This window comes from Listeria ivanovii subsp. londoniensis, assembly GCF_000763495.1.
In the GTDB taxonomy this organism is placed as follows: Bacteria; Bacillota; Bacilli; order Lactobacillales; family Listeriaceae; genus Listeria; species Listeria londoniensis.
In genome coordinates this window covers 1594091-1620132 of sequence record NZ_CP009576.1, presented here as the reverse complement: position 1 = coordinate 1620132, position 26042 = coordinate 1594091, and the positions used below count along the sequence as shown (strand labels likewise).

The window sequence follows — 26042 nt, the reverse complement described above, 5'->3', positions numbered from 1 at the left end:
AACGTTTTTGCTTTTAAAGTACAAGAACATACCCTCCAATTACCCTAAATTATCATTAATTATTCCTAATCTGATAAAAAAACTCTGGAATTCTTTGTAAAAAGGATGTTCCATGATAAAATAGAAGCAGTGATTTTTAAAACTACATCCATGAAAGGTTTGAAATAAATAATGAACAATATCCAAACAAAATTTCCACATATTTCCATAAAATTAAATGAACCTTTATCTAAATATACCTACACAAAAACAGGTGGAAATGCGGATATATTTGTGATGCCTAAGACAACCCAAGAAACGCAAGAAATTGTCTCATATTGTCACTTGAAAAATATCCCGCTAACAATCCTTGGAAACGGTTCGAATTTAATTATAAAAGATGGCGGTATTCGTGGTGTTATCGTACATTTAGATTTACTTCAATCAATGGAGAGAAAAAATACGCAAGTCACCGCGATGAGTGGAGCCAAGTTGATTGATACGGCAAAATTTGCCTTAGAGGAAAGTTTAAGCGGGCTCGAATTTGCTTGTGGAATCCCTGGTTCGATTGGTGGAGCATTACATATGAATGCTGGCGCGTATGGCGGAGAAATAAGTGATTGTTTAGAAGCCGCTACCGTACTAACTCAATCTGGCGAACTAAAGAAGCTGAAACGTTCTGAATTAAAAGCAGCCTACCGTTTTAGTACGATTGCTGAGAAAAATTATATCGTTTTAGATGCAACTTTTTCGCTGAAGTTAGATGATAAAAATAACATTCAAACTAAAATGGATGAACTCACAGCTGCAAGAGAAGCTAAACAACCACTAGAGTATCCTTCTTGTGGTAGCGTCTTTAAACGTCCACCAGGTCATTTTGCTGGGAAATTAATTCAAGATAGTGGCTTGCAAGGGCATATTATTGGCGGAGCACAAGTTTCTCTAAAACATGCTGGTTTTATTGTTAATATCGGAGGTGCAACAGCCACTGACTATATGAACCTGATAGCTTATGTTCAAAAAACCGTTCGCGAAAAATTCGATGTCGAACTTGAAACAGAAGTAAAAATTATTGGTGAAGACAAGTAACCAGCCATTTAAATTAGGAGGTAATACATTTTTGAAAGAGCTTAGTTTATTTTTACAAAATAAGAGTGTTAAACGTGTTGGAGTATTTTTGTTAATCACCTTTATTTTATATTTACTCCGGAGTCAAATGAATATTATTTTATTAACATTTATATTTTCTTATTTAATTACTCGTTTAGAAAACTTTATTCTACGGAGGATTTCCATTTATCGACAAATTATTGTTTTGTTGCTATATGTTTTCATAGCAGCAGTGATTGTGTTGGTATTTGTTAAATATATTCCTGTTTTAGGGGATCAAGTCAACCAATTAGTCAAATTCGGCAACAGTTTCTTTACAACAGATAGTAACAATGATTTTATAAACTATATCGTTCGTTTAGCCAATCAATTTGATATTATGAAATATACAGAGCAAGGCGTTTCAATGATTTTGACTTATTTAACGAATGTTGGAACCGTGCTTATGAATGTTTTCATCGCTTTAATGTTAAGTTTATTTTTCTCTTTAGGAAAAGATCACTTAATCTCTTTCACCAATCAGTTCTCTACAAGTAAAATCGGCTTTATTTATGATGAAGTGAAGTTTTTTGGAGCAAAATTTGTTGGGACATTTGGGAAAGTTATTGAAGCACAGTTTATCATTGCACTCGTTAATGCGGTCTTGACAACTATTGCACTATGGATTCTAGGCTTCCCGCAATTAATGACTTTATCAATTATGGTATTCTTGTTAGGTTTAATTCCTGTTGCCGGAGTTATCATTTCGCTCGTACCACTAACCATTATTGGTTATTCTATCGGTGGCGTAGAATATATTTTCTACATTTTAATAGTCGTTATTGTCATCCATGCGTTAGAATCTTACGTACTAAATCCGAAATTAATGTCAGCAAAAACTAATTTACCTGTATTTTACACTTTTATTATCCTGATTTTTGGGGAGCATTTCTTTGGGATTTGGGGATTAATCGTTGGTATACCAGTCGTCATGTTCTTCTTAGATGTTCTTGGAGTGACAGGGCAAGAAGAAATAGAACAGCCAAAAGACACCACCAGTCATACTTAATGCGCGGGGGTTCTTCCACATTGTTGGAAAATCCCTGTTTTTTTGAAAGGGGAGAAAAATGGTGAAAAAACATCTTTTTGTTATTTCATTAGATGCTTTAGGGGCACTTGATTTAAAAGATACTAGCGAATTACCAGTATTACATGAGTTAATTCATAGCGGAACACATATTGAAGAAATCGAAACAATATATCCATCCCTTACATATCCGGCCCACACAACTATTGTTACTGGGCACTATCCAAATACTCATGGTATCGTTAATAACACAAAAATCCAACCGCAAAAAGATTCACCAGACTGGTATTGGTACAAAAAAGCGATTCAAGTTCCTACGTTATACGATTTAGCGAGCGAAAAAGGGATGACAACGGCTGCATTTTTATGGCCAGTGGCTGCAAAAAGTGGAATTGATTATAATATCGCCGAAATTTTCCCCAATCGCTTTTGGTTAACACAGATGATGGTTTCATTAAATGGTAGTTCTCCGCTTTTTCTAATTGATATGAACCGGAAGTTTGGTCATCTTAGAAAAGGAATTAATCAACCTGCACTTGATACATTTTTAACAGCTAGTGTGGTAGACACGATAAAAACGAAAAAGCCAGATTTACTTTTAACTCATTTAGTGGACATGGATAGCATGCGGCATGCGCACGGAGTTCATTCTTTAGAAGCAAAAGCAGCTTTGAAACGGCATGACAATCGACTCGGACAAATAATTCAAGCTACAAAAGAAGCAGGTATTTATGAAAATACAGTTTTCGCGGTACTTGGGGATCATTATCAGTTAGATGTAACACACGCAATACGTTTAAATGTCCTTTTTGCCGAAGAAGGTTGGCTTCAAGTGGTTGATAGTAGAATTACTGATTGGCAAGTATATGCAAAAAGCTGTGATGGTTCCTGCTATATTTATACGAAAGATGAAAAACTAATTCCTGCAATTATGAAGTTGCTTCAAAAGATGAAAGGAATTGAAGCGATTATAACGAACGAAGAGATTTCTCGTCGCGGAGCCGATCACAATGCAGCATTAATGGTAGAAGGGAAACTGGGATACTATTTTATGGATGATATATATGGCCCAGCAAAGGAAGTTGTCACGAAAGATATGCTCGGAAAACCTGGCTATTACAGTGCTGTCCACGGTTATTCTCCTGAAAAAGAGAATTACCAAACGACTTTCGTTTTTAATGGTCCAGGCATCAAAGCAGGTGCGAAAATAGCTAATGCAAGATTAATTGACGCTGGGCCAACTTTTGCTAAAATTCTTGGCTTACAGTTTCCAAATACAGCCGGCTCAACTTTAAGCGACATATTTGAATAAGAAAAGGAGAGAAATACAGGTGGCATATACAAAGGAAGAAAAAAGCTGGATTTTTCAAGATTGGGCAAATTCCGCTTATTCAATTATGATTACAACTGCTATTTTACCGATTTATTTTAAAGGCGTTGCAGCAAATGCTGGGATTGCTGATACTACATCCACCGCTTACTGGGGTTACGCGAATTCGATTGGTACTTTACTTATTTCCTTATTGGCACCGATACTCGGAACAATTGCAGATTACCAATTCTTTAAGAAACGCTTTTTTGGAGTTTTTACAGGTATCGGTATAGCTTTTACCTTCTTGTTAATTTTTATTCCTACTGATGCATGGTTATTATTACTTGGTTTTTATATATTATCACTAATAGGTTTTTCTGGCGCAAATATTTTTTACGATGCTTTTTTAATTGACGTAACAACAAATGAACGAATGGATAAAGTATCTTCAGCCGGTTATGCATTTGGTTATCTGGGTAGTTGTATTCCTTTTATTATTTTTATCATTTTCCAAGCAACAGGGATTTTACCGATTAGCGATGTGGCTCTGGTAAATATCGGCTTTGTGATGACTGCACTTTGGTGGTTATTTTTCACGATTCCAATGTGGAAGAACGTGCAGCAAGTCCATTATATTCCAGCAGTTAAAAATCCTGTTAAGACAAGTTTTAAACGACTTTTCCACACGATTAGTCATATTAGTGAGCATAAGAATATCGTCCTCTTTTTAATTGCTTATTTCTTTTATATTGATGGTGTTGATACAATTTTTCGAATGGCGACTTCTTATGGGATTGACTTAGGAATTTCGCAAACGACTTTAATTTTGATTCTATTGATGACGCAACTAGTAGCATTTCCTTTTACGCTGTTATATGGTTATCTGGCTAAACGTTTTAGTGCAAAGCCACTTATTTTCACCGCAATTTTTGTGTATATCGTTATTTGTATTTATGCTGTATTTATGAAAACAGCATTAGATTTTTGGATTTTAGCCATGCTAGTCGGAACATCTCAAGGCGGAATTCAAGCACTAAGCAGATCATTTTTTGGTAAAATTATCCCTAAAAAACGGTCCAACGAATTTTATGGTTTTTATAATATCTTTGGAAAATTTTCAGCGATTATCGGACCAGCTTTAATGGGTGTTATTACGCAAGTCACTGGAAAAACCCAGTACGGTGTGGCTAGTTTAATTGTTCTTTTTTTAGTTGGTGGTGTGATGTTTTTGTTTGTCAAAGAGAAAAACTTAGAAAATCTTTAAATCCTTTTAAGAAAGTCCTTATCTTCCAATGTTATTCTGGATGTAACCTTTGAAAAGGAGGATTCCAGGATGAAAAGATATTTTATCATTTTAATTCTACCGATAATTTCTATTTTTACGGCAGTGGCAATGTATTTTTCCTGGTTCCAGGGATGGCTTTACTTTTATTTAAAGCATGTAATGGCCTCTGTTAGTCATATGGGCTACATTACAGTTGGTATTACGGCTTTATTACTTTATTTCGTTACTATTCAATTAGTTAATTGGAAAATTAATAAAACGTTATTTATCCTTTGCTATATGATGTATTTTGGGATATTACTTTGTTTATTATTTGGTAAAGCATCTAACACACAAGGATTTTCCAGCGATACTTTTGGTTTTATTGATACTTTCTTAGCAGGGAACTTACGTGTTATTACGTTAGGAAATGTTCTTGCTTTCATACCAATCGGGTTTTTATTAAAGAAAGTTGGATTTATTAAAGCAATAATTTACGCACTGATGATGATTTTTGCAGTAGAAGGGGCTCAGTATATTATGCATGTTGGCTTCTTTGATACCGGAGACGTTTTCTTGAATGTTTCAGGTATCCTGCTTGGATATGTCCTTATCCGTTTTTTGCAACTAGGAAAAACAAAAATACTCAAAATAAAACCGACTAGCTAAATTGCCTAGTCGGTATTTCTATTATTTTCTAATGTATTGCCGCTTATGGCCTTGAATCCCAGTTAAGATTATTTCGGCTGGGTCACTTGTTGGATTGATTTCGAGCGTAGAGCCATCTTTTGGTAATTGTTGTTTAAATTTAGTTTCATAATCTGTTACAGATAATTTGGTGCGATTTTTTAGTAATTCTGCATGTTGATTTCTTTGGATTTGTTTTTTAAAGCCTGGTTGTAAACTCCCGTGAAAAAATTCACCAACAGCACCTGAACCATAACTGAAGAAGCCAATTTTATCATTTTCTTGTAAATTATCTTGGTGGTCTAATAACGAGATAAAACTTAAGTATAAAGATCCAGTATAAATATTACCGATATTTCTGCTATAAAGCGTACTTAGTCGATAATTTTCCAGTAATTTTTCTTGCACTTCTGCTGGTGCCGTTTCAATAATTAAGTCGAGTGCTTTTTTGCCCATTTTTGTATATGGTAAATGGAAACAAATAGCTGCAAAGTCTTCTAATTTTTGATTGAATTTCTCGGTATATCTACTCCAAATTGTCTCAAAGAAGTGAATATATTGTTCTGTCGAATATTTACCTTCCACACAGGCATATTCCGAATAAACAGGACGCCAGAAATCCATGATATCTTCCGTATAAAATACATTGTCATCTTGAAGAGTAATGCAGCGTGGATTAGCTGAAATAAGCATTGCAACTGCTCCAGCCCCTTGTGTTGCTTCACCGGCAGTAGCTAGACCATAACGAGCGATATCAGAGCCGATGACGAGTACTTTGCTCTCAGGATGTTTTGCTACATAATCTTTGGCTAGATGAATCCCAGCAGTTGCCCCGTAGCAAGCTTCTTTTATTTCAATTGCACGTGAAAAGGGTTGAATTCCAAGTAAGCGATGAATATAAACAGCACCTGCTTTTGACTCATCAATTCCCGATTCTGTTGCTAAAATCACTAAGTCAATCGTTTTCAAATCATCATCATCTAAAATTTGTCTCGCTGCATTTGCACCCATTGTAACTGAATCTTGGGTGATAGGAGCAAAAGCCATTTTATCTTGACCTATTCCAATCGTAAATTTATTAGGATCAATATTTCTAGCTTCAGCAAGTTCTACCATATCAACATAAAACGCAGGAGTATAAAAACCTATTTTATCAATTCCAATTTTCATATATTCGTCTCAAGTCCTTTATATTTTATTTGTGATTACTTTAATTTTAGTAGAAAAAGAAGGAAAATACAATACATCGGTCTTAATCTAGTGAGTTTTTAATAAGTTTCATGATATAATAATTAATACATTATTACATTTAAAGGAGTTTGCTATGAACGAAGTAGTTATAATAGATGCCGCTCGAACACCAATTGGAAAATTTGGTGGAAGTTTGAAAGATGTAAGTGCAGTAGAATTAGGAACAACTGTTGTAAAAGGACTTTTAGAAAGAACTAATATTGCGCCTGAAAAAGTAGATCAAGTTATTTTTGGTAATGTGCTACAAGCTGGTCTTGGCCAGAATGTAGCTCGACAAATCGCTATTAATGCAGGAATTCCTTATCAAGTTCCTGGTGTAACCATTAATGAAGTTTGTGGATCTGGTTTAAAGTCCATTATGTTCGGTAGACAAGCAATCCAACTAGGAGAAGCAGATATTGTTGTAGTAGGAGGGACTGAAAATATGTCCCAAGCACCATTATTACTTAATCCTGAATTAAAAGATGAAGCGTTTAATCCAAAAAACCTAAAGAATAGTATGTTAATCGATGGTTTAACCGATGTATTTGGCGAATACCATATGGGAATTACCGCTGAAAACGTTGCAGAAAAATTTGTTGTGTCGCGTGAAGAACAAGATGCCTTCGCACATAATTCGCAAATGAAAGCAGCGAAAGCACAAGAAAAAAATCTTTTTGAAGATGAAATTATTCCAGTGCAACTTACAGATGGAGCTTTTTTCCAAAAAGATGAAACCATTCGCGCTAATTCGACTTTAGAAAAGCTTGCTACACTAAAAAGCGCTTTCAAAGAAGGGGGAACGGTAACAGCAGGGAACGCATCTGGTATTAACGATGGTGCTTCTGCCATTATTTTAATGTCTAAAGAAAAAGCTATAGCAGAAAATATTCCTTATTTAGCAACAATTAAGGTTACATCAGAAGTCGGTGTTGATCCTGCAATTATGGGATATGCGCCATACTACGCTGTTAATGAAGCTTTAACCAAAGGCGGTTACTCGATTAATGACATAGATTTATTCCATCTTAATGAGGCATTTGCTTCTCAATCGGTTGCTGTTGCTAGAGACCTTGAAATTCCAGAAAATAAATTAAATATTTATGGCGGTGCTATTGCATTAGGGCACCCAATTGGCGCTTCTGGAGCACGCATTGTCGTTTCATTATTAAATGAATTAAAACATGAAAACAAACAAACTGGTCTAGCCTCTTTGTGTATCGGTGGTGGAATAGGAATTGCGATAGTGGTTGAAAAAGCATAAAATAAAAAATACATTGCGAAGCTAATGTCTGTAGTGAGACCCAAAAGTTAGACCAAATGCCGACCAGAGAAATCTGGTTGGTATTTTTTATGCGGTCATCTGTTCGCGGTACTGAATAGGACTACAACCAAGTTTCGTTTTAATTCGATGATGATTGTAGTAATGTATCCAATCTTCTATTGCTTGCTTCAACTGTTTAAAGCTGGCATAAATTACCCCGTAATACATTTCTTGCTTTAACAGTCCAAAGAAATTCTCCATCGGAGAATTGTCAAAACAATTCCCTTTTCGTGACATACTTTGAAAGATGTTTTGCTTGGTTAACTGCTTTTTGTATGCTTTCATTTGGTAAGCCCATCCTTGGTCAGAGTGGAACGTACGACGATAGGGGCAATCATCGGTACGGTCCATCGCTTCTTTTTGGGCATCCATAATGGCTTTAGCGTTGGGACGCTCAGAAATTCGATACGATAAAATTTCTCCGTTAAACATATCAAGGAAAGGATCTAAATACAATTTTTTGATAACTAGCTGCTTGTTTTTATCACGCTCGTAATATTTGAATTCCGATGTATCCGTGGTCACTTTTTGATGAGGAATGGATGTATAAAAACGTCGACGAATACGGTTTTTTGCCACTCGTCCAATAGTTCCTTTGTAAGAATTATATCTGCGAGATTTCCGAATAAACTTGGATCCTTTTAGCCCAAGTTTACCCATAATTCGTCGAACTTTTTTCTGATTGACCTTTATTCCTTGTGCCTTCAACGCTAGTTGAATCCGGCGATAGCCATAGTTTCCGTGATGCTCATCAAAAATTTCTTGAATCTTTTTCTCTAATGATGCATTTGGATTTTTCTGTTCTAATCGTTTTTGCCAATACATGTAGGTCGCTTTAGGAAATTTTGTGGCTTGTAGAAGAATCGTTAATCGGAACTCACTTCGGAGTTCGTGGATGATTCGGGCATCTCGTTCTTGAGTCGTTCTGGGACATCCATTCCTAAAGCGCGGAGCTTTTTTATAAAAGCAAGTTCTGCACGTAATAATTCGTTTTCTCGTTCTAATGCTAGTTCCCGTGTCATGGGTTTCTTGGGCTGAATTTGTTTCTTTTTCTTGGACATCGAAGGTCGTCCTTTCTGTTTTGGTGAAAGACCTTCGATGCCTTCTCGCAGAAATTTTTGATGCCAACTTTGAAGTAAATCCCCTGAAGGCAAACCATACTGCAAGGCAACATCCAGGTAAGAGTCACCGCTATTTAAGTAATAGTGTAGGACATTTTGCTTGAATTGGGAAGTGTAATGTTGTTTCGTTCTTCGCCTTTGTAATGCTTCAAACCCCCGTTTCTCTACAATCTTCACCCATTTTCTAACCAGAGAAAAATGTGATATACCAAAGCGCTGAGCGAGTGTGCCATAACCACCTTCGCTGTTTTGGTAAGCTTCCACTACTTTTCTCTTGAATCCATCATCATATTTAGCCAATTAAAATACGCCTCCAAAGTTAGATTTTTTGGTCTAACTTTGGGGGCGCACTACAGTCAAGAATTCCTTGCATTAGTTTTTTTATTCCCACTGTTCATTTGTGTCTAAAGTGTGAATATTTATGTGTCAATATTATGAAAAGTGTCTATTAGCCTCAATACTGAATCTTTTTAGTGCTAGAATATAGTATATTCAGAGAAACAGGAGGTCTTTAATGAGACAGCGAAGAAAACTATATATATCATTTCTTTTATTATTTTCCATCGTGAGTATGACTTTAGCCCCTTATACTGCCAAAGCGGATCCATTAATGTTGAATATCCCTGCACCACAAGTTGATCAACTTTATATTGGCGATGACTATATAACCGGAACATTACAACAAGAAGTTCCCATGCATTATCCTGGTAATGGAGCATTTGTCTTTTTAAACAATAAACAATACAACGTGTTTGATTATACGGTTGAAAACGACACTTACTTCCGTCTTAAGTTACCAAAAACGCTTGAAGCAGGAGACACATTAAATTATTTTGCTATTACAGGAAACGTATTAGATCCAGTTGCTTACCCTGGACAAGAATCTTACAAAATGGCGGGACCATTTACACCTATTGAAAAAGCTGAGATTCAAGTTAATTATCTAGATGAAGCTAGTCAACCATTAACTAATTCTGATACACTAATAGGTAAAATCGGTGAAAGTTATACCACCACACCAAAAGCAATTGATGGCTATCAGCTAAAAATAACTCCCAATAACGCAACTGGGACATTTACAACGAATACGGAAGTAACAGAAGTGAATTATGTGTACGAAATAGCTCCATCTATAGGTAAAAATGTTACTGTTCAGTATATTGATGAAGCAACCAATCAAGCAATTGCCCAATCAGAAACCCTCACTGGAGACATCGGAGCTTCTTATCAAGCAGCTGCTAAAACGATTGATGGATACGAACTTGCTGAAACGCCATCCAACCAATCTGGAATCTTTTCTGCAGACGCACAAACAGTCATTTACAAATATAAAAAAGTTACTCCACCAGCTATTGCTCAAGATATAACAGTAACTTATCAGGCTACTGATGGTAAGACTTTAATGGGACCAATCATTTTAACTGGTAATTTAGGTACATCATATGAAACAGAAGCAAAATCTTTTGTTGGCTATACACTAACAAAGAAACCCGCTAATAGCACCGGAACATTTACGACGGAAGCACAATCCGTTCACTATATTTATGAGAAAACGAAACCAATTGTTGCAGAAGATGTAACGGTATCCTATGAAGATACAAATGGAAATGTCCTTTCTGATTCGATTATTTTAAAAGGAAATGTTGGAGAAATTTTTGAAACAGAAGCAAACTCTTTTGTTGGTTACACATTAACTAAACAACCTACCAATAAAATTGGAACATTTACCACTAGCGCACAAGATGTATTGTATGTGTATACTAAGAACAAAGATAATGCAAAAATAATTCCAAGGGAACCTTTAAAATTAACTGAAATTGCGAGCAAGAGCACGGAAAAAGCGAATCTTGCTACAAGTCAAAGTCTAACAAAAATGCCAAATTCGCTTCCAAAAACAGGGGATACAAGTAGTAATACTCCTTTAATTATTGGAATCGCATTAATAATAGGTGCGGGTTACATGATTACTGCCCGAAAAAAAATTAAATAAATTTTTCATGTAAGTCCTAGTCGTAAACACGATTAGGGCTTATTTTTATGCAAATTAGCAAAATAATAAAGTGAATTTTCTCATATTATTCACTAATTCTTCATAAAAAGGGGAAATGGCTTGTTTTTTTATGAATATAGCCAAAAATATAAGGGGGCGAGCAGGATATTATAGAACTAGATGCAATAATATAAGCCTAAAAGGAGCGAACAAATGATTAGAAAAATTTTCTCAGGCGTCTTAGCAGGTGCTATTTTAGTACAAGCAACGGTCGCCCCCACATTCATTATAGCCAGTGCAACCGAGACTAAGACTCAACAAGATAGCGTAGAGATGCAAGTGTCTTCTGAAAATACAGGTCTAAATAACAATGAAGTAATCATCCAAAACACTGTAAAAGGTCAAGTCTACACATTAGTTCTGCCGGAACAACTGCAACTCGATACAAAAAAAATCACTGAAAATATCGATTATGGTAAAACCAAGAATGAGGTAACAATTACAGGAACAGGAGACAAAATATCTCTATTATTGATTGCTTCTAAAGCAGGTAACTATAAATTAGAACTAAAAGCAGGCACAAATATCGCTGCTAGTTTAAATTTAGTTATCCAAAAATCAGAAAACGAGCTTCCTAAAGATAATAATAAATTAGGGAACAATCTATTGAGAAATGAGCCGATAGTTGATTCGTCTATTACTGATAAACTTTCACTTCAAGCCGAAGCAAGTAAAACCACCTTAAGCAATTACACGGAACAAATGACTGTCAGTTACTCGATTAATTTTCTTGATGGTTCAGCGACATTAAAAGATGGGAAACTTGTAATTGATTTCACTGGCTCCGGGCTAGAACCGGTGAACTACCCAAAAAATATAGCGGCTAATCCGAATGTAAAATCTGCAACGTATAGCTCTTCTACAGATAAGTTAACTATTAATCTAGTTGATAATATTCCAAGTGGAGCACCGTTTGATATTCCGGTTGTCGTTCGAGCTAGCTATGATGCATCACCTGGAAAGACAAAAGACTTAAAAGCGACTCTTTCTGCTTCAAACAATAATGGGGATACCTATGTACCTGTCGATAAGACAGTAAGCGTCACGTTTGCTGGAAGTGATACGAATAAAGAATATGAACCCATCACTGCTGGGGATGGTAGTTGGGATTTTTATCCAAATAGAAACATATCTTTTTCGCTTATGCCAAAGGGGTATAATATTACTTGGCCCGTAATTACTAAAAAGAGTAGCGGGAATAAGAGCTTTAAAAATTTAAAATTAGAATATCTTAAAGAAAATGGTGCAGGTATTGTTAACTTTAGTATGTCTAATTTAAATATCATTAAACCCGGTGAATATTGGTCTTCCCTTAGTGCGATTAATGGAGCACCTACTCAAATTAGCAATACATCCGAAAAACAAGTAGTAGAGTTTGGTCCAATTAATGCTAATATGTATAACCAAGTACAACTAGCAGTATCTTCTAACATGCCTGCAAATGCCGTAGCAGGTACAGTTTATACAGGAACTATAAATGTCTATGATGAAGATGTTTTAGTTACAACCTTAAAAGTGAGCTCTACTGCACTTGCTCCAAAATCCACTGTAACTGTCGATAGTCAAGTTTCCAAAACCAATATGTCTGAAAATGATATTATCGAATGGGGATTCACGCCCAGAGTAGCTTCTTCTATGTCCGGAGTAAATGACTTACAAATTACTGCACCGGTTCCCGAAGGACTCAAGCCACTCTCTTTTATCCCAAACAATAATTCTCTTAACTCAATAAAAAAATTAGAGTATTATCAAAATGGTGTATGGAAAGCGATGGCTGCCAATACTCGAAGTGGGTGGGATTTGACAAAAGTGGACCAATCTTCGCAACGAATCGAAAAGTACCGAATTACCTATAAAGATGGTATTGTAAGCACAAGTGACTTACCTCCTTATAGTCCAGGCACATTTCGTTTTCAAAATACTGGCATAAAAGCTGGTGACTCATTCGTATTACAACCAGAATCAATAACCTATACCGATTTTGATAAAACAAGTAAAACAGTGGATGCAACTACTAATGCCTTAAAGAAAACGATTCAGGTTGTGGAGCAAACCACTAGTCCAGCTAAAATCAATGGTGCTGTATTTTATCCATCAAGTGTAAGTTATTATGGTCAAAATTTTGATAGCTCGATTTTCTTTAATGGGGATAGTATTGCCCAATCTGTTCGTCTGGCGAGTTATGCCAATAAATTAGAAAATCCCTATATTTTTGTTATTGTTCCAAAAGGAATGGATGTAACTTTATTAAGAAATTATATTCAACAGCCTTATGCTAGTATCTTAAACTACACATACGCACCAAGTAATGGAATAGATACACTTTATCCAAAAGCTTCCGCAGATGTTAGTGGTGAAGAAACTCTAACAGATGGTTCTACGTTGCTTTACTGGGAGGCGCCTAACACCAGTTTGTCACCGGGTTTGAATCAATGTGAAATGTTGGCAATAGATTTAAACTTTAAGCTAAATAAAGTGAACAGTGGTGAAAATAAAGTAGAATTTGGAATGGGCTCGATGACGGATACTAGCTGGACCGTAAATGGTGCAGGTAACAATGGGCTCAGCGCTAAAACCTTATCCAGTGAACTCCAAGCTAAACTACCTGGAGTGACTACCAGTAAGTATTTATCCACCACAATGATCGCAAACGTAGGTATTTCCAACAGCTTAACGACCAAAATGAAAATCAAAGGAAGCGAGAATAAAGAACTCGTTGATGTTAGCACCACCACCGCAACAACAATTCCTGGCAAAAAAGTTGACTACAATTTAAATTTTAAAAATAACGGAACCAAAAGTATGAACAACTTAGAAATTATTGACATCTTACCCTATGTAGGCGACCAATATGTTCTTGGCACCGGAGATCGAGGTTCGCAGTTCTCCGTCATCCCAACAAGCGAAATCGAAGTGCTCGTTAATGGGAAGAAAAGTGATACTGCGACCGTTGAGTATTCTACTAGCACCACACCAGAACGATTTAATGCAGATGGAGAAGATGTTCCTGGTGCAGCGTGGCAAATGACCGCACCAACCAACATGGCGGATGTTAAAAGCTTCCGAATCAAATTACCGAATACCGAATTCAAAGTAGGCGACCAAATTGACCTTCATTTTGAAGGAGTTGTTCCAACTGATGCGCCACGGAACGGTGAAATTGCTTATAACTCTATCGCTTACCGAGTGGATAAAGAAACCGCATCTGGTACGAGTAAGCTAGCTTCTGAACCACCACGCGGCGGTGTGAAAAGTACTACACCAGCTACCGATTTAAGTCTCGCAGGGGATTCCTTTATTGACTTGAATAAAAATGGTATACAGGATAGTGGAGAGAATGGGCTAAACTCAGTTCAGTTAGATTTATATAAAGAAGAAAACGGAGAATGGAAGAAAATAGACACGATTTATACTTCTCCTGACTCTGCTAATCAAAAAAATGGGTTGTTTAACTTTGCTGGCTTAAGCAATGGCACTTACAAAATTGCCGCTCATTTACCAAATAAAAATGCCGACTTTGTTACTACAGGAAATAACAAAGTGGTGGTAGACACGAAAGATGCGAGTCTTGGCTGGCTAACCAAAAATGACTCGACGGAATTTACTATTGATGACTTAGCAAGTGGAAACCAAAAAGTTATCACAGGCATTCAGCTACCTATATATATGTCCACGCCTGTCCAAGGAGCGGTTATCTTTATGAACAAAGCCGGCGAACGGAAAATCACACCCTATGGAGAAGGCTACCAAGTATCACTGCTAGATGAGGACGGTAAAGAAGTGAAACCCACTGTGACCACAAATAGTAAAGGAGAATTTGCCTTTCGTGATGTCGTTATTCAAAGTCCGGTCAATTATACCTTACAAGTGACCGCGCCATCAGGAACTAAAATGGTCTATGCACCACAGAATACAGCATTTAACCGTACGACCGGAGTGTATGCATTAAACAATTTAACACCTGGTGTCGGTAACACTTCAGAAATTTATATTACTGATGATGGGTTACCAACAACGACCATTGAATTAGATCGCACCGTTTCACCCAAAGCCATTACGATTGATTCGAAAGATACTGCGACGGAAGTAACCAACAAATGGACGGTAGAAGATGAGCAAGGAGTACTCGTTTATGAAGGGTCTGGAAAGATAATTCGTATTCCAAATGATGAAGGTACCTATACTGCTACAAACACAGCTACAGATGAAGCAGGGAATACGGCAACTGCGCAAAAAACATTTGATATGGATAACACGGCACCAGTGTTGGCTATCAATCCAGATGCTTCCATCGAAGTGAACAGCACGGAAGCCGATATAAATTGGGTGAAGCCTTTAACTACAACGGCTAATGATGCACATGATGGAGCGATTACACCGACCATTGATTACCGCCAAGTCGTTTGGAATGAACTCGGCACTTATCCAGTCACTATCCAGGCTACGGATGCGTCTGGAAATGAGTCCACGCAAACGGTCCAAGTCCAAGTAGTGGATACCATTGCGCCGACTATTTTAGTAACGAACAACACGCTCACTTATACGGTGGAAGACATGCGTGATTTGACCGAACAAGACCTATTCAAAGCAGCAGGTCTGATTGGTGGAGACAACTATGATTTGGCACCAGGGCAAGCACCACAACCAAACAAAAGGCCCATGATTTTCACTAGTGACTTTAATACGGTATTTGACGCTATTTCTACCGTGAAAAAAGGTTCGTATCAAGTACAGGTCAACTTGGAAGATTCGAGCGGAAACGAAGCAATTCCACAAACAATTTCCATTATCGTGCAAGATACAGAAGCACCTGTTATAACCGCAGACGATGTGACTTATCATATCAATGCGAGCAAAACGGAGGCAGATTTCCTTCAAGATGCACATGTAAAAGTGACCGACAACAATGATGACACAAAAGATTTAACCGTCAGCACTGATTTCGCTACCCAAGTCCATTTCGCAAAACCAGGGAAGTACGAAGTCACCATAAGTGCAATCGATACTGCAGGGAACGAGTCCACGAAAAAAGTCCAAGTGCAGGTAGAAAAAGACAAACCTGTCATTTCCACCAATAAAGAAATTACGTATCAAGGAAAAACGAATGTCAGCGAAGCGAAATTCTTAAGTGATATTCACGCGACTGTGACGGATGAACTAGAGGAAGACGTACCAGTGACCAGCAATTTTTCTCAAAAAGTAAACCAACATAAAGTCGGCAGTTATGAAGTGACTTTAAATGCAAAAGACTCTTACGGGAATAAAGTCAATCCGGTCATCGTGTACGTGCAAATCGAAAATAAAGTGCCTCCTACTTTAGAAAATGTGACTGATCAAACGATGGAGGCAACCAACCAAATGCCAGCATTGTCCACTGTTTTCGGTATCCAAGCAACCGATTATATGACTGGAGAAGCTTTAAAAATTTCCTATACCCCAGATCAACCCATCCAAGGAAATGTGCCGGGGACGTACACAATAAAAGTCAGCACAAAAGATACTGTAGGAAATACCGCAGAAACAACCGCTACTTTAACCATTGTTGACACAACTGCACCAAGCTTCACCGCAACTAAAACAACCAAACAACTAGAAATAAACACGAAAGCACCAAACTGGCTGACTTTCTTTGGTATCGAAGCAAGCGACATTGTCGATGGGAAGGTTACAAAGGAAGTTCAAGTGGATGCAAAGGAAGTCAATTTAGCGAAACTCGGTACCTATCACGTTTACTTCATGGTGACTGACCAAGCTGGTAATGCTGCAAACCGATTAACTACGACAGTCCAAGTAGTCGATACTAGTTTACCGGAATTAATGGTTACCAAAGATAAAATCAGTTATCCAAAAGGCAAAACGGTATCCGAGATCCAATTCCTGCAAGATATTGGCGCAAGTGCAACAGACAATAATGGAGATGTGACTATTACAACGGATATTAACAAATCAGTCAACTGGAACCAATCAGGCACCTATAAAGTGACGGTTACTGCGACTGATTCATCTGATAATGTTACCAAGAAAACGATTCAAGTAACGATTCAAGGAGACAAATCAGCCGTTGTCATCTCTTCAGGAAGCAGCAATCATCAAAATAACAATGACTCTTCCAAAAACAAGAAAAACATACCAGAAACAGGGGACAGATGGAACACAATGTTACTCCTTACTGGAATCATCCTTCTTCTAATCGGAATTTGGTTATTCCGCAGAAAAAAAGCAAAATAAAATAAGCAGAAAATAGAGTCAGAGATACTAATTGATTTTTACTAGTCAATTAGCATCTCTGTTTTTCGTTTCAAAATAAATTTTACTTATTCTGCTCAAAATAATTAAGAATTAAATCAATGGCAATCAAAAGGGGGGCATGATGATGTTTATATATTTTTTCATCAAACAATTCACTGGAAGCGCAAATTAACGTTTCCACATATTGAGCAATTTTGGCATTTGGATTGTTCACTAGTGCCACAACATTGGATAAGTTATACTTCAAATGCTCCGCAAGTGATAATGTACTCGCTGTGTTTCCACTTTCTGAAATAATAATAATCAAATCATCTCGTTCAACGGAAAAAAACATGATCATATCTCCATCCCAGCTGGTACTATTCACTGTGGCGGTCCAGATACCGTCGTTCTAGAAATAAGCGCCACACCATATATCTTTACTTTTAAACTTTGGGACTGGGAACGTGTTGGTTTAGATGGCTTGCCGCGGCCACTTCATATCGATCATGGGTCAGCAAATATCCAAATGGAACGAGATACCAACTGGGTTCAAAATAATTTGATAAACCAAACAAAAATATTGTATAAAGATTCCGAAATCACATCCGAGCAAACAGGTCTCCATGAATTAGAGTTCATCCAAACCGAACGTCACTGGTTCACAGGTTCAATTATCTTAAATACAAATGGCAGCGTTAATATGTTAAATCTAGTCGAAGGGGAGACAGCACAAATTGAGTCCTTAGATAATTCCTTCCACCCCTTTATTGTTCATTACGGAGAAACATTCATTGTTCCTGAGCAAGTCAAAACATATCGTGTACATGCTATAAATCCAACTAAAAAACATGCCATTATTCAAGCATTTGTAAAAAATTAACCTAAATAAGTAAAGCCTGCAATCAAGGTTTTACTTATTTTTTTATTCATGCAAAATATATGTTAAGATTTATATGATAATAGCTTAAATTACAACATTGAGGGGACTCTATGACATGAAGAAAAGCCAAACATTTGCTAAACAAATACTTCAATTTAACAAAACGCTTTCACTTAATACACTAGCATTACCAGCTGGATTTAAATTAATCAATCCATATAACGGTAACCAAAAAGACCAAGTAAAGGAAATAACGACCGCATTTTACCAAAAATATTATAATGACACCAAGCCTCGTCGCCTAATACTTGGAAGCTCACCCGCACGTCAAGGATCCGCGGTAACAGGTGTACCATTTGAAGACGCTAAACATCTCCAAAACGAGACTGGTATTTTTATAGATAAATTTCACATAAATAAGTCTTCATCAGGCTTTTTATATGATGTTATTAATGAATATGGCGGTTGTCAGCAATTTTATTCAGATTTCTATATGAATTTTGTCTGCCCACTAGGTATAGCAAAAATAAATGCAAACGGAAAAGAAGTCAATTGTAATTACTATGAAAGCAAAAAAATCCAAGCCATTTTATTACCATTTATTATCGAATCCATACGTAGCCAAATAAATTTTGGTATTGATACCTCTATATGTTATTGTATTGGAAGTGGCGAAAACTATGCTTTTTTATCAAAATTAAATGAACAATATCAGTTTTTCCATACTATTATTCCATTAGAACATCCTCGTTTTATCACACAATACAATTCACAACATAAAGATAAATATATGGAGAAATATTTAAATGCATTATTAAAAAACGAAGGCTATATGAAAGGATGAACTTATTTGAATATCATTGTCTACTGTGGAGCAAGCAAAGGAAATGATCCAGCTTATGAACAAGCTGCGAAAATGTTAGGTGAATGGATTACCGCGCAAAAACATACACTAGTATATGGCGGAGGAAAAGTTGGACTGATGAGCGTAATTGCTGATACTGTAATTAAGGGAGAAGGAGAAGTAATTGGCGTAATGCCTAGATTTTTAATGGACCGAGAATTAGCACATATGCATTTAACCAAGATGTATTCTGTTCATACAATGGCAGAACGAAAACAAAAAATGCTTGATCTAGGAGATGTTTGTATTGCACTACCTGGAGGACCTGGTACGCTAGAAGAAATTACCGAAATGATTTCCTGGTCGAGAATCGGTCAAAACCCCAACCCTTGCATTCTATTTAACGAAAATGGTTTTTATGATCCTTTAAAAGACTTATATGACAGCATGGTAAAAAACGGTTTTCTCACGCAAGCCGATAGAGATAAAACCTTATTTTCAAATTCATTAGAAGAAATCAACCAGTTTATAACTGATTACGTCCCAGCTGAAGTTCGAAAATATTCAGTTTAATGAAAGTTACTCTATGTTATATTACATAGTTCATGTTTCAGCAAAAGCATAAATGGTTTTGGACAGATGTCAATAAAGTAGACAGAAAATAAGTTAATTTTTATAATGATTCAAAATAGTTTCGTTCTTTTTGATTCGGCGTAAGCATATTATTAGCGGAATGAGGTCTTTTGGGATTGTAAAATCCTTCAATATATTCAGCAGCATGGAACTCTTCAGATGTATCCGACAGAAGAATTCTTGGCAACGAAAGCAGTGAAATTGTACCAGGAAATTGCGAACGATTGAGTATTTGAGGAAGAATAATGAGACAAAAAATCGAATTTAAACAAGCAATAAGTGGAAACTAAGTACATAAACGTTCACAAAATCCTCACAAAGTGCTTATGATGACAGTGCTATACTAAAAGTAAGAGCAATCACCATATTGCTCTTACTTTTAGATAGAGAGGAAGCGACAGGATGAGTGAGATAAAAGTACAAGAAACGACTTTCCAAAAACACGCAAATAAGCTAGAAAGCGGCAGTAACGGGAACTATTTACCACTGAAAAACGGGAATATGGCTTATTCTAAAGCCAATTCGATTAATCAACTCCGATCCGTGCTAATCGACTTCGTAGATGTCGTGGAGAATTTTCAAGCAGTCACGAAAAAAGACGCTAGCCGATTGAAAATGATGGGCAAGGCTTATGCGAAACAAGATCAAAACGCCGGACAGAAAATTAGTCAGCTGGAGGTACGCTAAATGGATGCGACTCACAGCAAACTAGAGCAACAACCCCAACAAGTGAAAAAGGCAACAACCTCCGTAGAAACAAATATAGATCAGACCCGAAGAAAACAAAACGAACAAGACTGGTTAGAGGAAGATAGCAAGCACTTCGAACAAGAAAAGCTGGAACTGTTAGACCATTTACGGATTGGCTGGCAAGGGGAAGAAGCCAGTGGTTTTCATCGCTATTTAGAAGAACAGCAGCACGAAGAGTCAAACGCTTGGAAGCAAGACCTTCAGACCAAAAGAACAGATTTAGCCACAGAATTACAAGAAAATAAAGCACAATTACATCATCTAGAGACGAAACAAGCCACTTTGCAAAAGGAGTGGAGAGCATGAGCAGAATAGACATCGCGGAATTGAACGAATTTCTTCATGGTTTGCGAAGTAGCAATGCAGAAGCCAAAGAAATGATTAAAAAAATTAAAGAAGCAGCTGTGGATTACTCCCAGGACGGCAGTCTAAAAGGAGCAGCCGTTGCCACATCAAAAGCCTATTTTTCTAGTACGTATACAAGTATTACCCAAAGTATAGTAGAAGCATTAGATGAAAGTGAAGAACGTTTAGCCCAATATATCCGAGAGTTTGGTAGCCAAGTAGATAGTTCGCCTTCAGCAAGGAAGTTTTTGGTAAGTATATTCGTAATTATTAGCTTATTAGCTGTTTTCTTGTTGTATAGAAATACAACTCTATTTGACAAAAATACAGATTTAAGTGATTTAGAATTTGCTGGTTTATCCATCCATTCAGATGATAAACAAGTTGCTCATGATTACCCTGACTTTTATATGACCAAGAAAGGGAAATTTAAAGACTATTATTATGAAGATGAAAATTATTTCGTAGTATCTTCTGATAAATCGACCAAGAAAGTGGTATATATTGAAAACAATCAACTAATAAAAGAGTTAAATTTAAAGACAAATAAAAATATAGGTATTGGTTCTACAAAAGAAGAAGTAATTAGTGAGTATGGGGATAAATATAAAAAAATGAGTAGCGATAAATATGGAAAAGTAATGTTATACACGGATAAAAACAAACATATAAATCTGGCTTTTTCTTTAAATGACAAAGAGAAAGTATCCGTTGTTGTAGTGTACGATTATAAGACATATGATTATCAATGGTAAAGTACTAATTTCAAATAAAGAATAATATGTTTCAATCTTTTTTAATAAAAAACATGATTAAAAATAGTAATTTGCACAAAAAATGCTATTAATGTGCTTGTTAAATGTTTTAAAAGGGGAGACAAGTTTCTTTACAAAAATGAGATTTTAGATATCATCTCAATCTTACTTAATGACATTGAGTTAGATTGGGGTAAGGGACGAAAAACTTTGGCATTCTTAATGAGAAGACAAATTTTTGTTTTCTCTTTTTTCTTCACATTTTTTGTGTCTTACTGAATGTTAATTTAGAGGTCAAAATGTAAGATTCAATACTCATCTAAGGGCTAAAAAGGGTATAGCCTAAATAGACGGCGTATTGAATCTGTATTTAAAAGGAGATTATCGGAATGAAAATTGCATTACTTAATGCGAGTTCTCAAAAACAAAAAAATCCTATTATTCAAGAAAGCTTGTATCAAGCCATTGGGAATAAGGGACATGAGGTAATTAATTTTGGTGTTTTTCCAAATGAAACGGTGGAATTTAGTTATGTGCAAGTTGCGCTTATGACCAGTTTATTACTGTCGAGTAACGCAGTAGACTTTGCTATTACGGGCTGTAGCTCAGGGAATGGAATGATGTTAGCGTGTAATTCGCTTCCAAATGTAATGTGTGGATATATTGCTAGACCAGAAGAAGCCTATCTTTTTGGACGCATAAACAAAGGGAATGCTATCTCTGTACCATTGGGTCTTAATTTTGGTTGGGCGGGGGAAATCAATTTGAGATTATGTTTAGAACAATTATTTATTGAAGAACCTTTAGGGTTAGGTTATCCGAAAGAAGACGCATTACGCAAAATAAAAGATGCAAGCATGTTGAAGGAAATAAAGCAAAAAGGGCAACATGATATTTTATACCTAATAGATAGCTTGGATGCAGATTTTATAGCACCCATTTTTAAGCGAGGATTATTATTAGATTTTATTATTAACAATGGGAGAAATATGCAAGTAGTTAATTATTTGAGAAAGAAAATGCAAGATTGAAAACTAATATATTTATACTTTACTTCTGAATAATGTAGCTTACAAATAAATAGGAGAGGTCTTAGTGTTAGTATTAAATCTTAGACAATTTTTAACGCCATAACATCCTCCTAATATAATATTAGAGAAGCTCCAACTAGGGACTGCCAAGATTTCTACAAACAAGTCGTTTTGGGAAAAAGTTTATAAATAATTTATTAGCGAAGTTCTTAAAAGTGAATTTGATTCAATGTTATTGAGTTAGATTGGGGTAAGGGACGAAAAATATTGGCGTTCTAAGAGAGAAGACAAATTTTTGTTATCTTTTTTTTCTTCCCACTTTTTGAACTTTACGTAAAATACGTTATAACAATATTATGTAATATTGAGGACATTTTTGTATTTTTTGTCACTTTTCTATTTAAAAGATAAATATAGGATTTTTCTATAATATAAGTGTGCAGAAAATCAGGGTTTATGAGACCTTCACCTAATCTAAATCAATATCGTTGATTTAGATTAGGTGATATATGAGAGAAGCACGATTCTTAATTCTTTCGTTTTAATAATACTTAATTAAAAAGGAGATTAGCCAATTACCGATTTGTAAAAAGTGTTCCTAGACAGCCTTGATTTTGATATATTGTCACAAATAAACGGTAAAACTGTTTAATTAGGTTAATCTAATGATGAAAATTTTTGTTATATTTATAATAGATTATGCTGAATGCATACATTAAGTATAGAAATTTCAAGAATCAATGGATAATGAACCGGAAATGATATCCTTTAAAGGGGAGGGATTCATTTAATTGGTGGAAGTATCAAACAAATTTGCTAGAGCATACTAAAAGGAGATTTAAATATAATGGAAATGATGTCAGAATTACTTGAAAAGTGGTTAACGCTTTTTACTTTTAATCAAGACACGATTCATAATGTAGTACTTGCAATTGTGTATATAAGGTTAATAAGTATACCATTTCAATCTATTTATTTTCGAAATAGAGCAGAGGAAGCTTCAGATGGGGTAATGACAGAGTGGGACGGCAACAAGAGAAAGGATAGTAAATTTATAGGCATTTTGATGGGCAAGAAAATGGTTGTTGGACTGATAACGAATTTTTTGTTAGGATCTTTATTATTGGCGTTTGTTCAACCTAGTATTTTGGAAAGTTGGTTGTTCTCAGAATGGACTTCTGAAAATATTGTACTAATATCCATTCTTGGAAGCATTGTCCTGTCGATTTTAGTAGCTATTATTGTTTGGATTAAAGTGAGAAATAAATCCTTTATACAAGTATTGGCAATGCTAATTTATTTGTTAGTGATCGAATTCATTTTCTTTTCCATCGTTTTATGGCTTGCAAGTAATATATTTTCAACAGCAAGTTATTATATAGATTCTCCGGTCTATGTTTCTGAAATAGACGGAAAATCAGTAGCTATTTCACAAACGGGTAAAGATTTAGAAACTAGTCCAAGTCAGGGAGTTAAGAGAAGATCAAAGTCAGCGGTAATTAGTTCTGTAGATTTGCCGTCTGGTAAAAAGCTTTGGAGTAAGAAAGTTGGAAGTGAAACAAATTATATTGGACCAACATCCAATGGTTTGCTAATTATAAATGGAAATAAAGCAACATTATACTTTTTAGATCCAGCAACCGGTGATGTATCCATGACAGAAGAGGACTTAATAAAGAAATTTCCTGAAGCAGCTAATAATTTTAGTTACGATAAAGCTGATTTTGTGCTAACCAATCCTAATACTTTATACTTTTATGGTCTAGATGGACTTTACTATAAAATCGATTTTGCGGCCAATGAAATGACGAAAAATGCAGCATATAGAAATTTCATAGATGGAACGAACGAATCAACAACAGCTGAAGGCAATTCAAAAGCAGAAAAATTTAACCAATTTTATCCAGAATTTATGAATGCTATTTTAAACAATGCAGATGTTGGAGAAGATCGGGCGCTGGTTACGTATACCGCAGCACGTAATGATGCACATGATACATTAGCGCTTGTCTCATTGACAGAGCATCGAGTGTTTTGGGAATTCGAATTAACAAATGATTTCTATGCGTTTGGTGAAGCAGATGAGAATTATGTAAGTACTGCTTCTTACGCAAAAGACGCCTTTGTTTATGCTTGGGATGGACGTTATCTGTACAAAATCAACAAAGAAAACGGGAAAGTGAAATATCAATATGATTATCGAACGGCGAAAAAAAATAAACAATAAATACCACAATAGCGCTAGAAAAATTTATATTTTTTATAGAAAAGATGTGCAAGAGTATAAAGAAAAGTTAGAAGCTTATAGAGATTTAAGAAAAAAATAAAAAAAGTGTTGACATATTCCTTATTAAAAGTGAGGGAAGACAATGTCTTATCCCTTACTTAAATCTAAAAAATTTTAGTTTACATAATATATATTATAGGAAGTAATGTTAATTATGTAAAGAAGCATTGTCCCAGAAAAACATCATTTTATCCAGTTCTCTTATACACTATTAAAAGCACTAAGTACTACTCAATGCTTTTAAATGCGTCTCATTCACTTTTATTACGAATTAATCATCCACATATTCTAAAATATCACCAGGTTGGCATTTCAATACTTTGCATATTTCATTTAATGTAGAAAATCGAATCGCGCTTACTTTACCAGTCTTTAATTTTGATAAGTTAACATTTGCTACACCGACTTCTTTAGATAATTGATTTAAAGACATCTTACGGTCAGCCATAATTCGATCCAATCTTAATATTATTGCCATTTATTTTTATCTCCATTTCATAAAGTTTCATCAGATTCTTTTTGCAAAAATGCGCCATAGCGAAAAATTTCTGTTAAACAATAGAAAATAATTGCAAAGAAAAAAGACATATTAAGACCAAAAGAAATATAATAGCCAGGAATCAGTATCGTATGTAACACTGCATATAACATTTGAGGTACTAGTGAATAAATAAGTAATAATTGTGATATTCTTCTCAATCTTGCTATTTCGGTATCACTAAATGGAATAAATTTATTTGCCAAATCTTTAAAAACCATGCTAGCAATCCATAATATTAATGCAAGTAAAATCAATGAAAATGATACAACACCAAGCATAATCGATTCATTTATTTGTGCATATTGTTCTGGGCTGCTGCCATAAAATGACTCTGCATGAAAAAAAGCAAAAATATCTGTATTTTCTTGATTAGTATTTATCGTTACATTTCCCCAATTTAAAAATTTTGTTGCAAGTGCTGCTAAACACATCATTATGGAACCTACTGATAAAATCTTAAGGGCAATATGCAGAAAGTAACTCATTTTTTGTAGTCTTTTTAGTTTCAATGAAATCTCTCCCCTTTTTTCTAAAAAATATCTAGTATCAATAATGTTTGTCAACAACTTTTTAACGATAAACGTTAATTAATTGACTTAAAT

General features: G+C 35.5%; 19 protein-coding genes and 3 pseudogenes. 16 read left to right on the top strand and 6 right to left on the bottom strand.

Annotated features, from left to right (window positions below; all coding sequences use genetic code 11):
• Window positions 1–171: 171 nt before the first annotated feature.
• The 5 genes from murB to JL53_RS07915 all read left to right on the top strand — a co-directional run bounded on the left by murB (window position 172) and on the right by JL53_RS07915 (window position 5400).
• A complete protein-coding gene (gene murB, locus JL53_RS07935) occupies window positions 172–1068 on the top strand; it encodes a UDP-N-acetylmuramate dehydrogenase (protein WP_003719716.1) in 897 nt (298 codons plus the stop codon).
• Window positions 1069–1099: 31 nt separating this feature from the next.
• On the top strand, window positions 1100–2137 hold the full coding sequence (locus JL53_RS07930) for an AI-2E family transporter (RefSeq protein WP_038407291.1): 1038 nt from the start codon (window positions 1100–1102) through the stop codon (window positions 2135–2137).
• Between the two features lie 61 nt (window positions 2138–2198).
• Complete coding sequence (locus JL53_RS07925) at window positions 2199–3467, top strand: alkaline phosphatase family protein (RefSeq protein ID WP_038408216.1); 1269 nt, start codon at window positions 2199–2201, stop codon at window positions 3465–3467.
• A 19-nt stretch (window positions 3468–3486) separates the two neighbouring features.
• Window positions 3487–4731 (top strand): MFS transporter, encoded by a 1245-nt coding sequence (locus JL53_RS07920; RefSeq protein WP_003719713.1) that lies wholly within the window; start codon window positions 3487–3489, stop codon window positions 4729–4731.
• A gap of 69 nt (window positions 4732–4800) precedes the next feature.
• Entirely contained in the window at window positions 4801–5400 is a 600-nt protein-coding gene (locus tag JL53_RS07915) for a VanZ family protein (protein ID WP_003719712.1), read from the top strand.
• A 21-nt stretch (window positions 5401–5421) separates the two neighbouring features.
• On the opposite strand, the gene JL53_RS07910 is transcribed toward JL53_RS07915, so the two are convergent.
• On the bottom strand, window positions 5422–6588 hold the full coding sequence (locus tag JL53_RS07910; protein ID WP_038407290.1) for a hydroxymethylglutaryl-CoA synthase: 1167 nt from the start codon (window positions 6586–6588) through the stop codon (window positions 5422–5424).
• A gap of 154 nt (window positions 6589–6742) precedes the next feature.
• On the opposite strand from JL53_RS07910, the gene JL53_RS07905 reads away from it, so the two are divergent.
• Complete coding sequence (locus tag JL53_RS07905; RefSeq protein ID WP_038407289.1) at window positions 6743–7912, top strand: thiolase family protein; 1170 nt, start codon at window positions 6743–6745, stop codon at window positions 7910–7912.
• Window positions 7913–7999: 87 nt separating this feature from the next.
• On the opposite strand, the gene JL53_RS15350 is transcribed toward JL53_RS07905, so the two are convergent.
• Together JL53_RS15350 and JL53_RS15860 are read right to left on the bottom strand one after the other, a co-directional pair.
• On the bottom strand, window positions 8000–8956 hold the full coding sequence (locus JL53_RS15350; RefSeq protein ID WP_232002132.1) for an IS3 family transposase: 957 nt from the start codon (window positions 8954–8956) through the stop codon (window positions 8000–8002).
• Window positions 8839–9393, bottom strand: a complete 555-nt coding sequence (locus JL53_RS15860) for a helix-turn-helix domain-containing protein (RefSeq protein WP_038407288.1) — start codon at window positions 9391–9393, stop codon at window positions 8839–8841. The genes JL53_RS15350 and JL53_RS15860 overlap by 118 nt, the downstream gene beginning before the upstream one ends.
• 214 nt (window positions 9394–9607) lie before the next feature.
• Here JL53_RS15860 and JL53_RS07890 point away from each other — a divergent pair, with 214 nt between their 5' ends.
• The gene (locus JL53_RS07890) at window positions 9608–11083 is read left to right on the top strand and encodes a MucBP domain-containing protein (protein ID WP_038407287.1); all 1476 of its coding nucleotides are present in this window, start codon (window positions 9608–9610) and stop codon (window positions 11081–11083) included.
• A 213-nt stretch (window positions 11084–11296) separates the two neighbouring features.
• Window positions 11297–17371, top strand: coding sequence for a LapB repeat-containing protein (locus JL53_RS07885; RefSeq protein WP_038407286.1), 6075 nt, complete (start codon window positions 11297–11299; stop codon window positions 17369–17371).
• An 82-nt stretch (window positions 17372–17453) separates the two neighbouring features.
• On the opposite strand, the pseudogene JL53_RS07880 reads toward JL53_RS07885, so the two are convergent.
• Window positions 17454–17714 (bottom strand): annotated as a pseudogene (locus tag JL53_RS07880) (SIS domain-containing protein); the annotation flags it as partial.
• Here JL53_RS07880 and JL53_RS07875 point away from each other — a divergent pair.
• The 8 genes and pseudogenes from JL53_RS07875 to JL53_RS07840 form a co-directional block, all read left to right on the top strand.
• A pseudogene (locus JL53_RS07875) lies at window positions 17709–18254 on the top strand (class I mannose-6-phosphate isomerase); the annotation flags it as partial. The pseudogenes JL53_RS07880 and JL53_RS07875 overlap by 6 nt on opposite strands.
• 115 nt (window positions 18255–18369) lie before the next feature.
• Window positions 18370–19098 carry a uracil-DNA glycosylase family protein gene (locus tag JL53_RS07870; protein ID WP_038407283.1) on the top strand — a complete coding sequence of 243 codons (729 nt, stop codon included), beginning with the start codon at window positions 18370–18372 and terminating at the stop codon, window positions 19096–19098.
• Between the two features lie 6 nt (window positions 19099–19104).
• Window positions 19105–19671, top strand: coding sequence for an LOG family protein (locus JL53_RS07865; protein WP_038407282.1), 567 nt, complete (start codon window positions 19105–19107; stop codon window positions 19669–19671).
• Window positions 19672–20133: 462 nt separating this feature from the next.
• Window positions 20134–20418, top strand: a complete 285-nt coding sequence (locus JL53_RS07860) for a DUF3130 domain-containing protein (protein ID WP_003719699.1) — start codon at window positions 20134–20136, stop codon at window positions 20416–20418.
• On the top strand, window positions 20419–20787 hold the full coding sequence (locus tag JL53_RS07855; RefSeq protein ID WP_038407280.1) for a hypothetical protein: 369 nt from the start codon (window positions 20419–20421) through the stop codon (window positions 20785–20787).
• Window positions 20784–21068: pseudogene (locus tag JL53_RS07850) on the top strand (T7SS effector LXG polymorphic toxin); the annotation flags it as partial. The gene JL53_RS07855 and the pseudogene JL53_RS07850, both read left to right, overlap by 4 nt.
• 902 nt (window positions 21069–21970) lie before the next feature.
• Window positions 21971–22612, top strand: coding sequence for an RpiB/LacA/LacB family sugar-phosphate isomerase (locus JL53_RS07845; protein WP_003719694.1), 642 nt, complete (start codon window positions 21971–21973; stop codon window positions 22610–22612).
• A gap of 847 nt (window positions 22613–23459) precedes the next feature.
• Window positions 23460–24839 (top strand): PA2928 family protein, encoded by a 1380-nt coding sequence (locus tag JL53_RS07840; protein WP_038407279.1) that lies wholly within the window; start codon window positions 23460–23462, stop codon window positions 24837–24839.
• 331 nt (window positions 24840–25170) lie between these two features.
• Here the strand turns inward: JL53_RS07840 and JL53_RS07835 are convergent, their stop codons facing one another.
• The gene (locus JL53_RS07835) at window positions 25171–25377 is read right to left on the bottom strand and encodes a helix-turn-helix domain-containing protein (protein WP_038407278.1); all 207 of its coding nucleotides are present in this window, start codon (window positions 25375–25377) and stop codon (window positions 25171–25173) included.
• Between the two features lie 17 nt (window positions 25378–25394).
• On the bottom strand, window positions 25395–25949 hold the full coding sequence (locus tag JL53_RS07830; RefSeq protein ID WP_038407277.1) for a DUF2975 domain-containing protein: 555 nt from the start codon (window positions 25947–25949) through the stop codon (window positions 25395–25397).
• Window positions 25950–26042 lie beyond the last annotated feature (93 nt).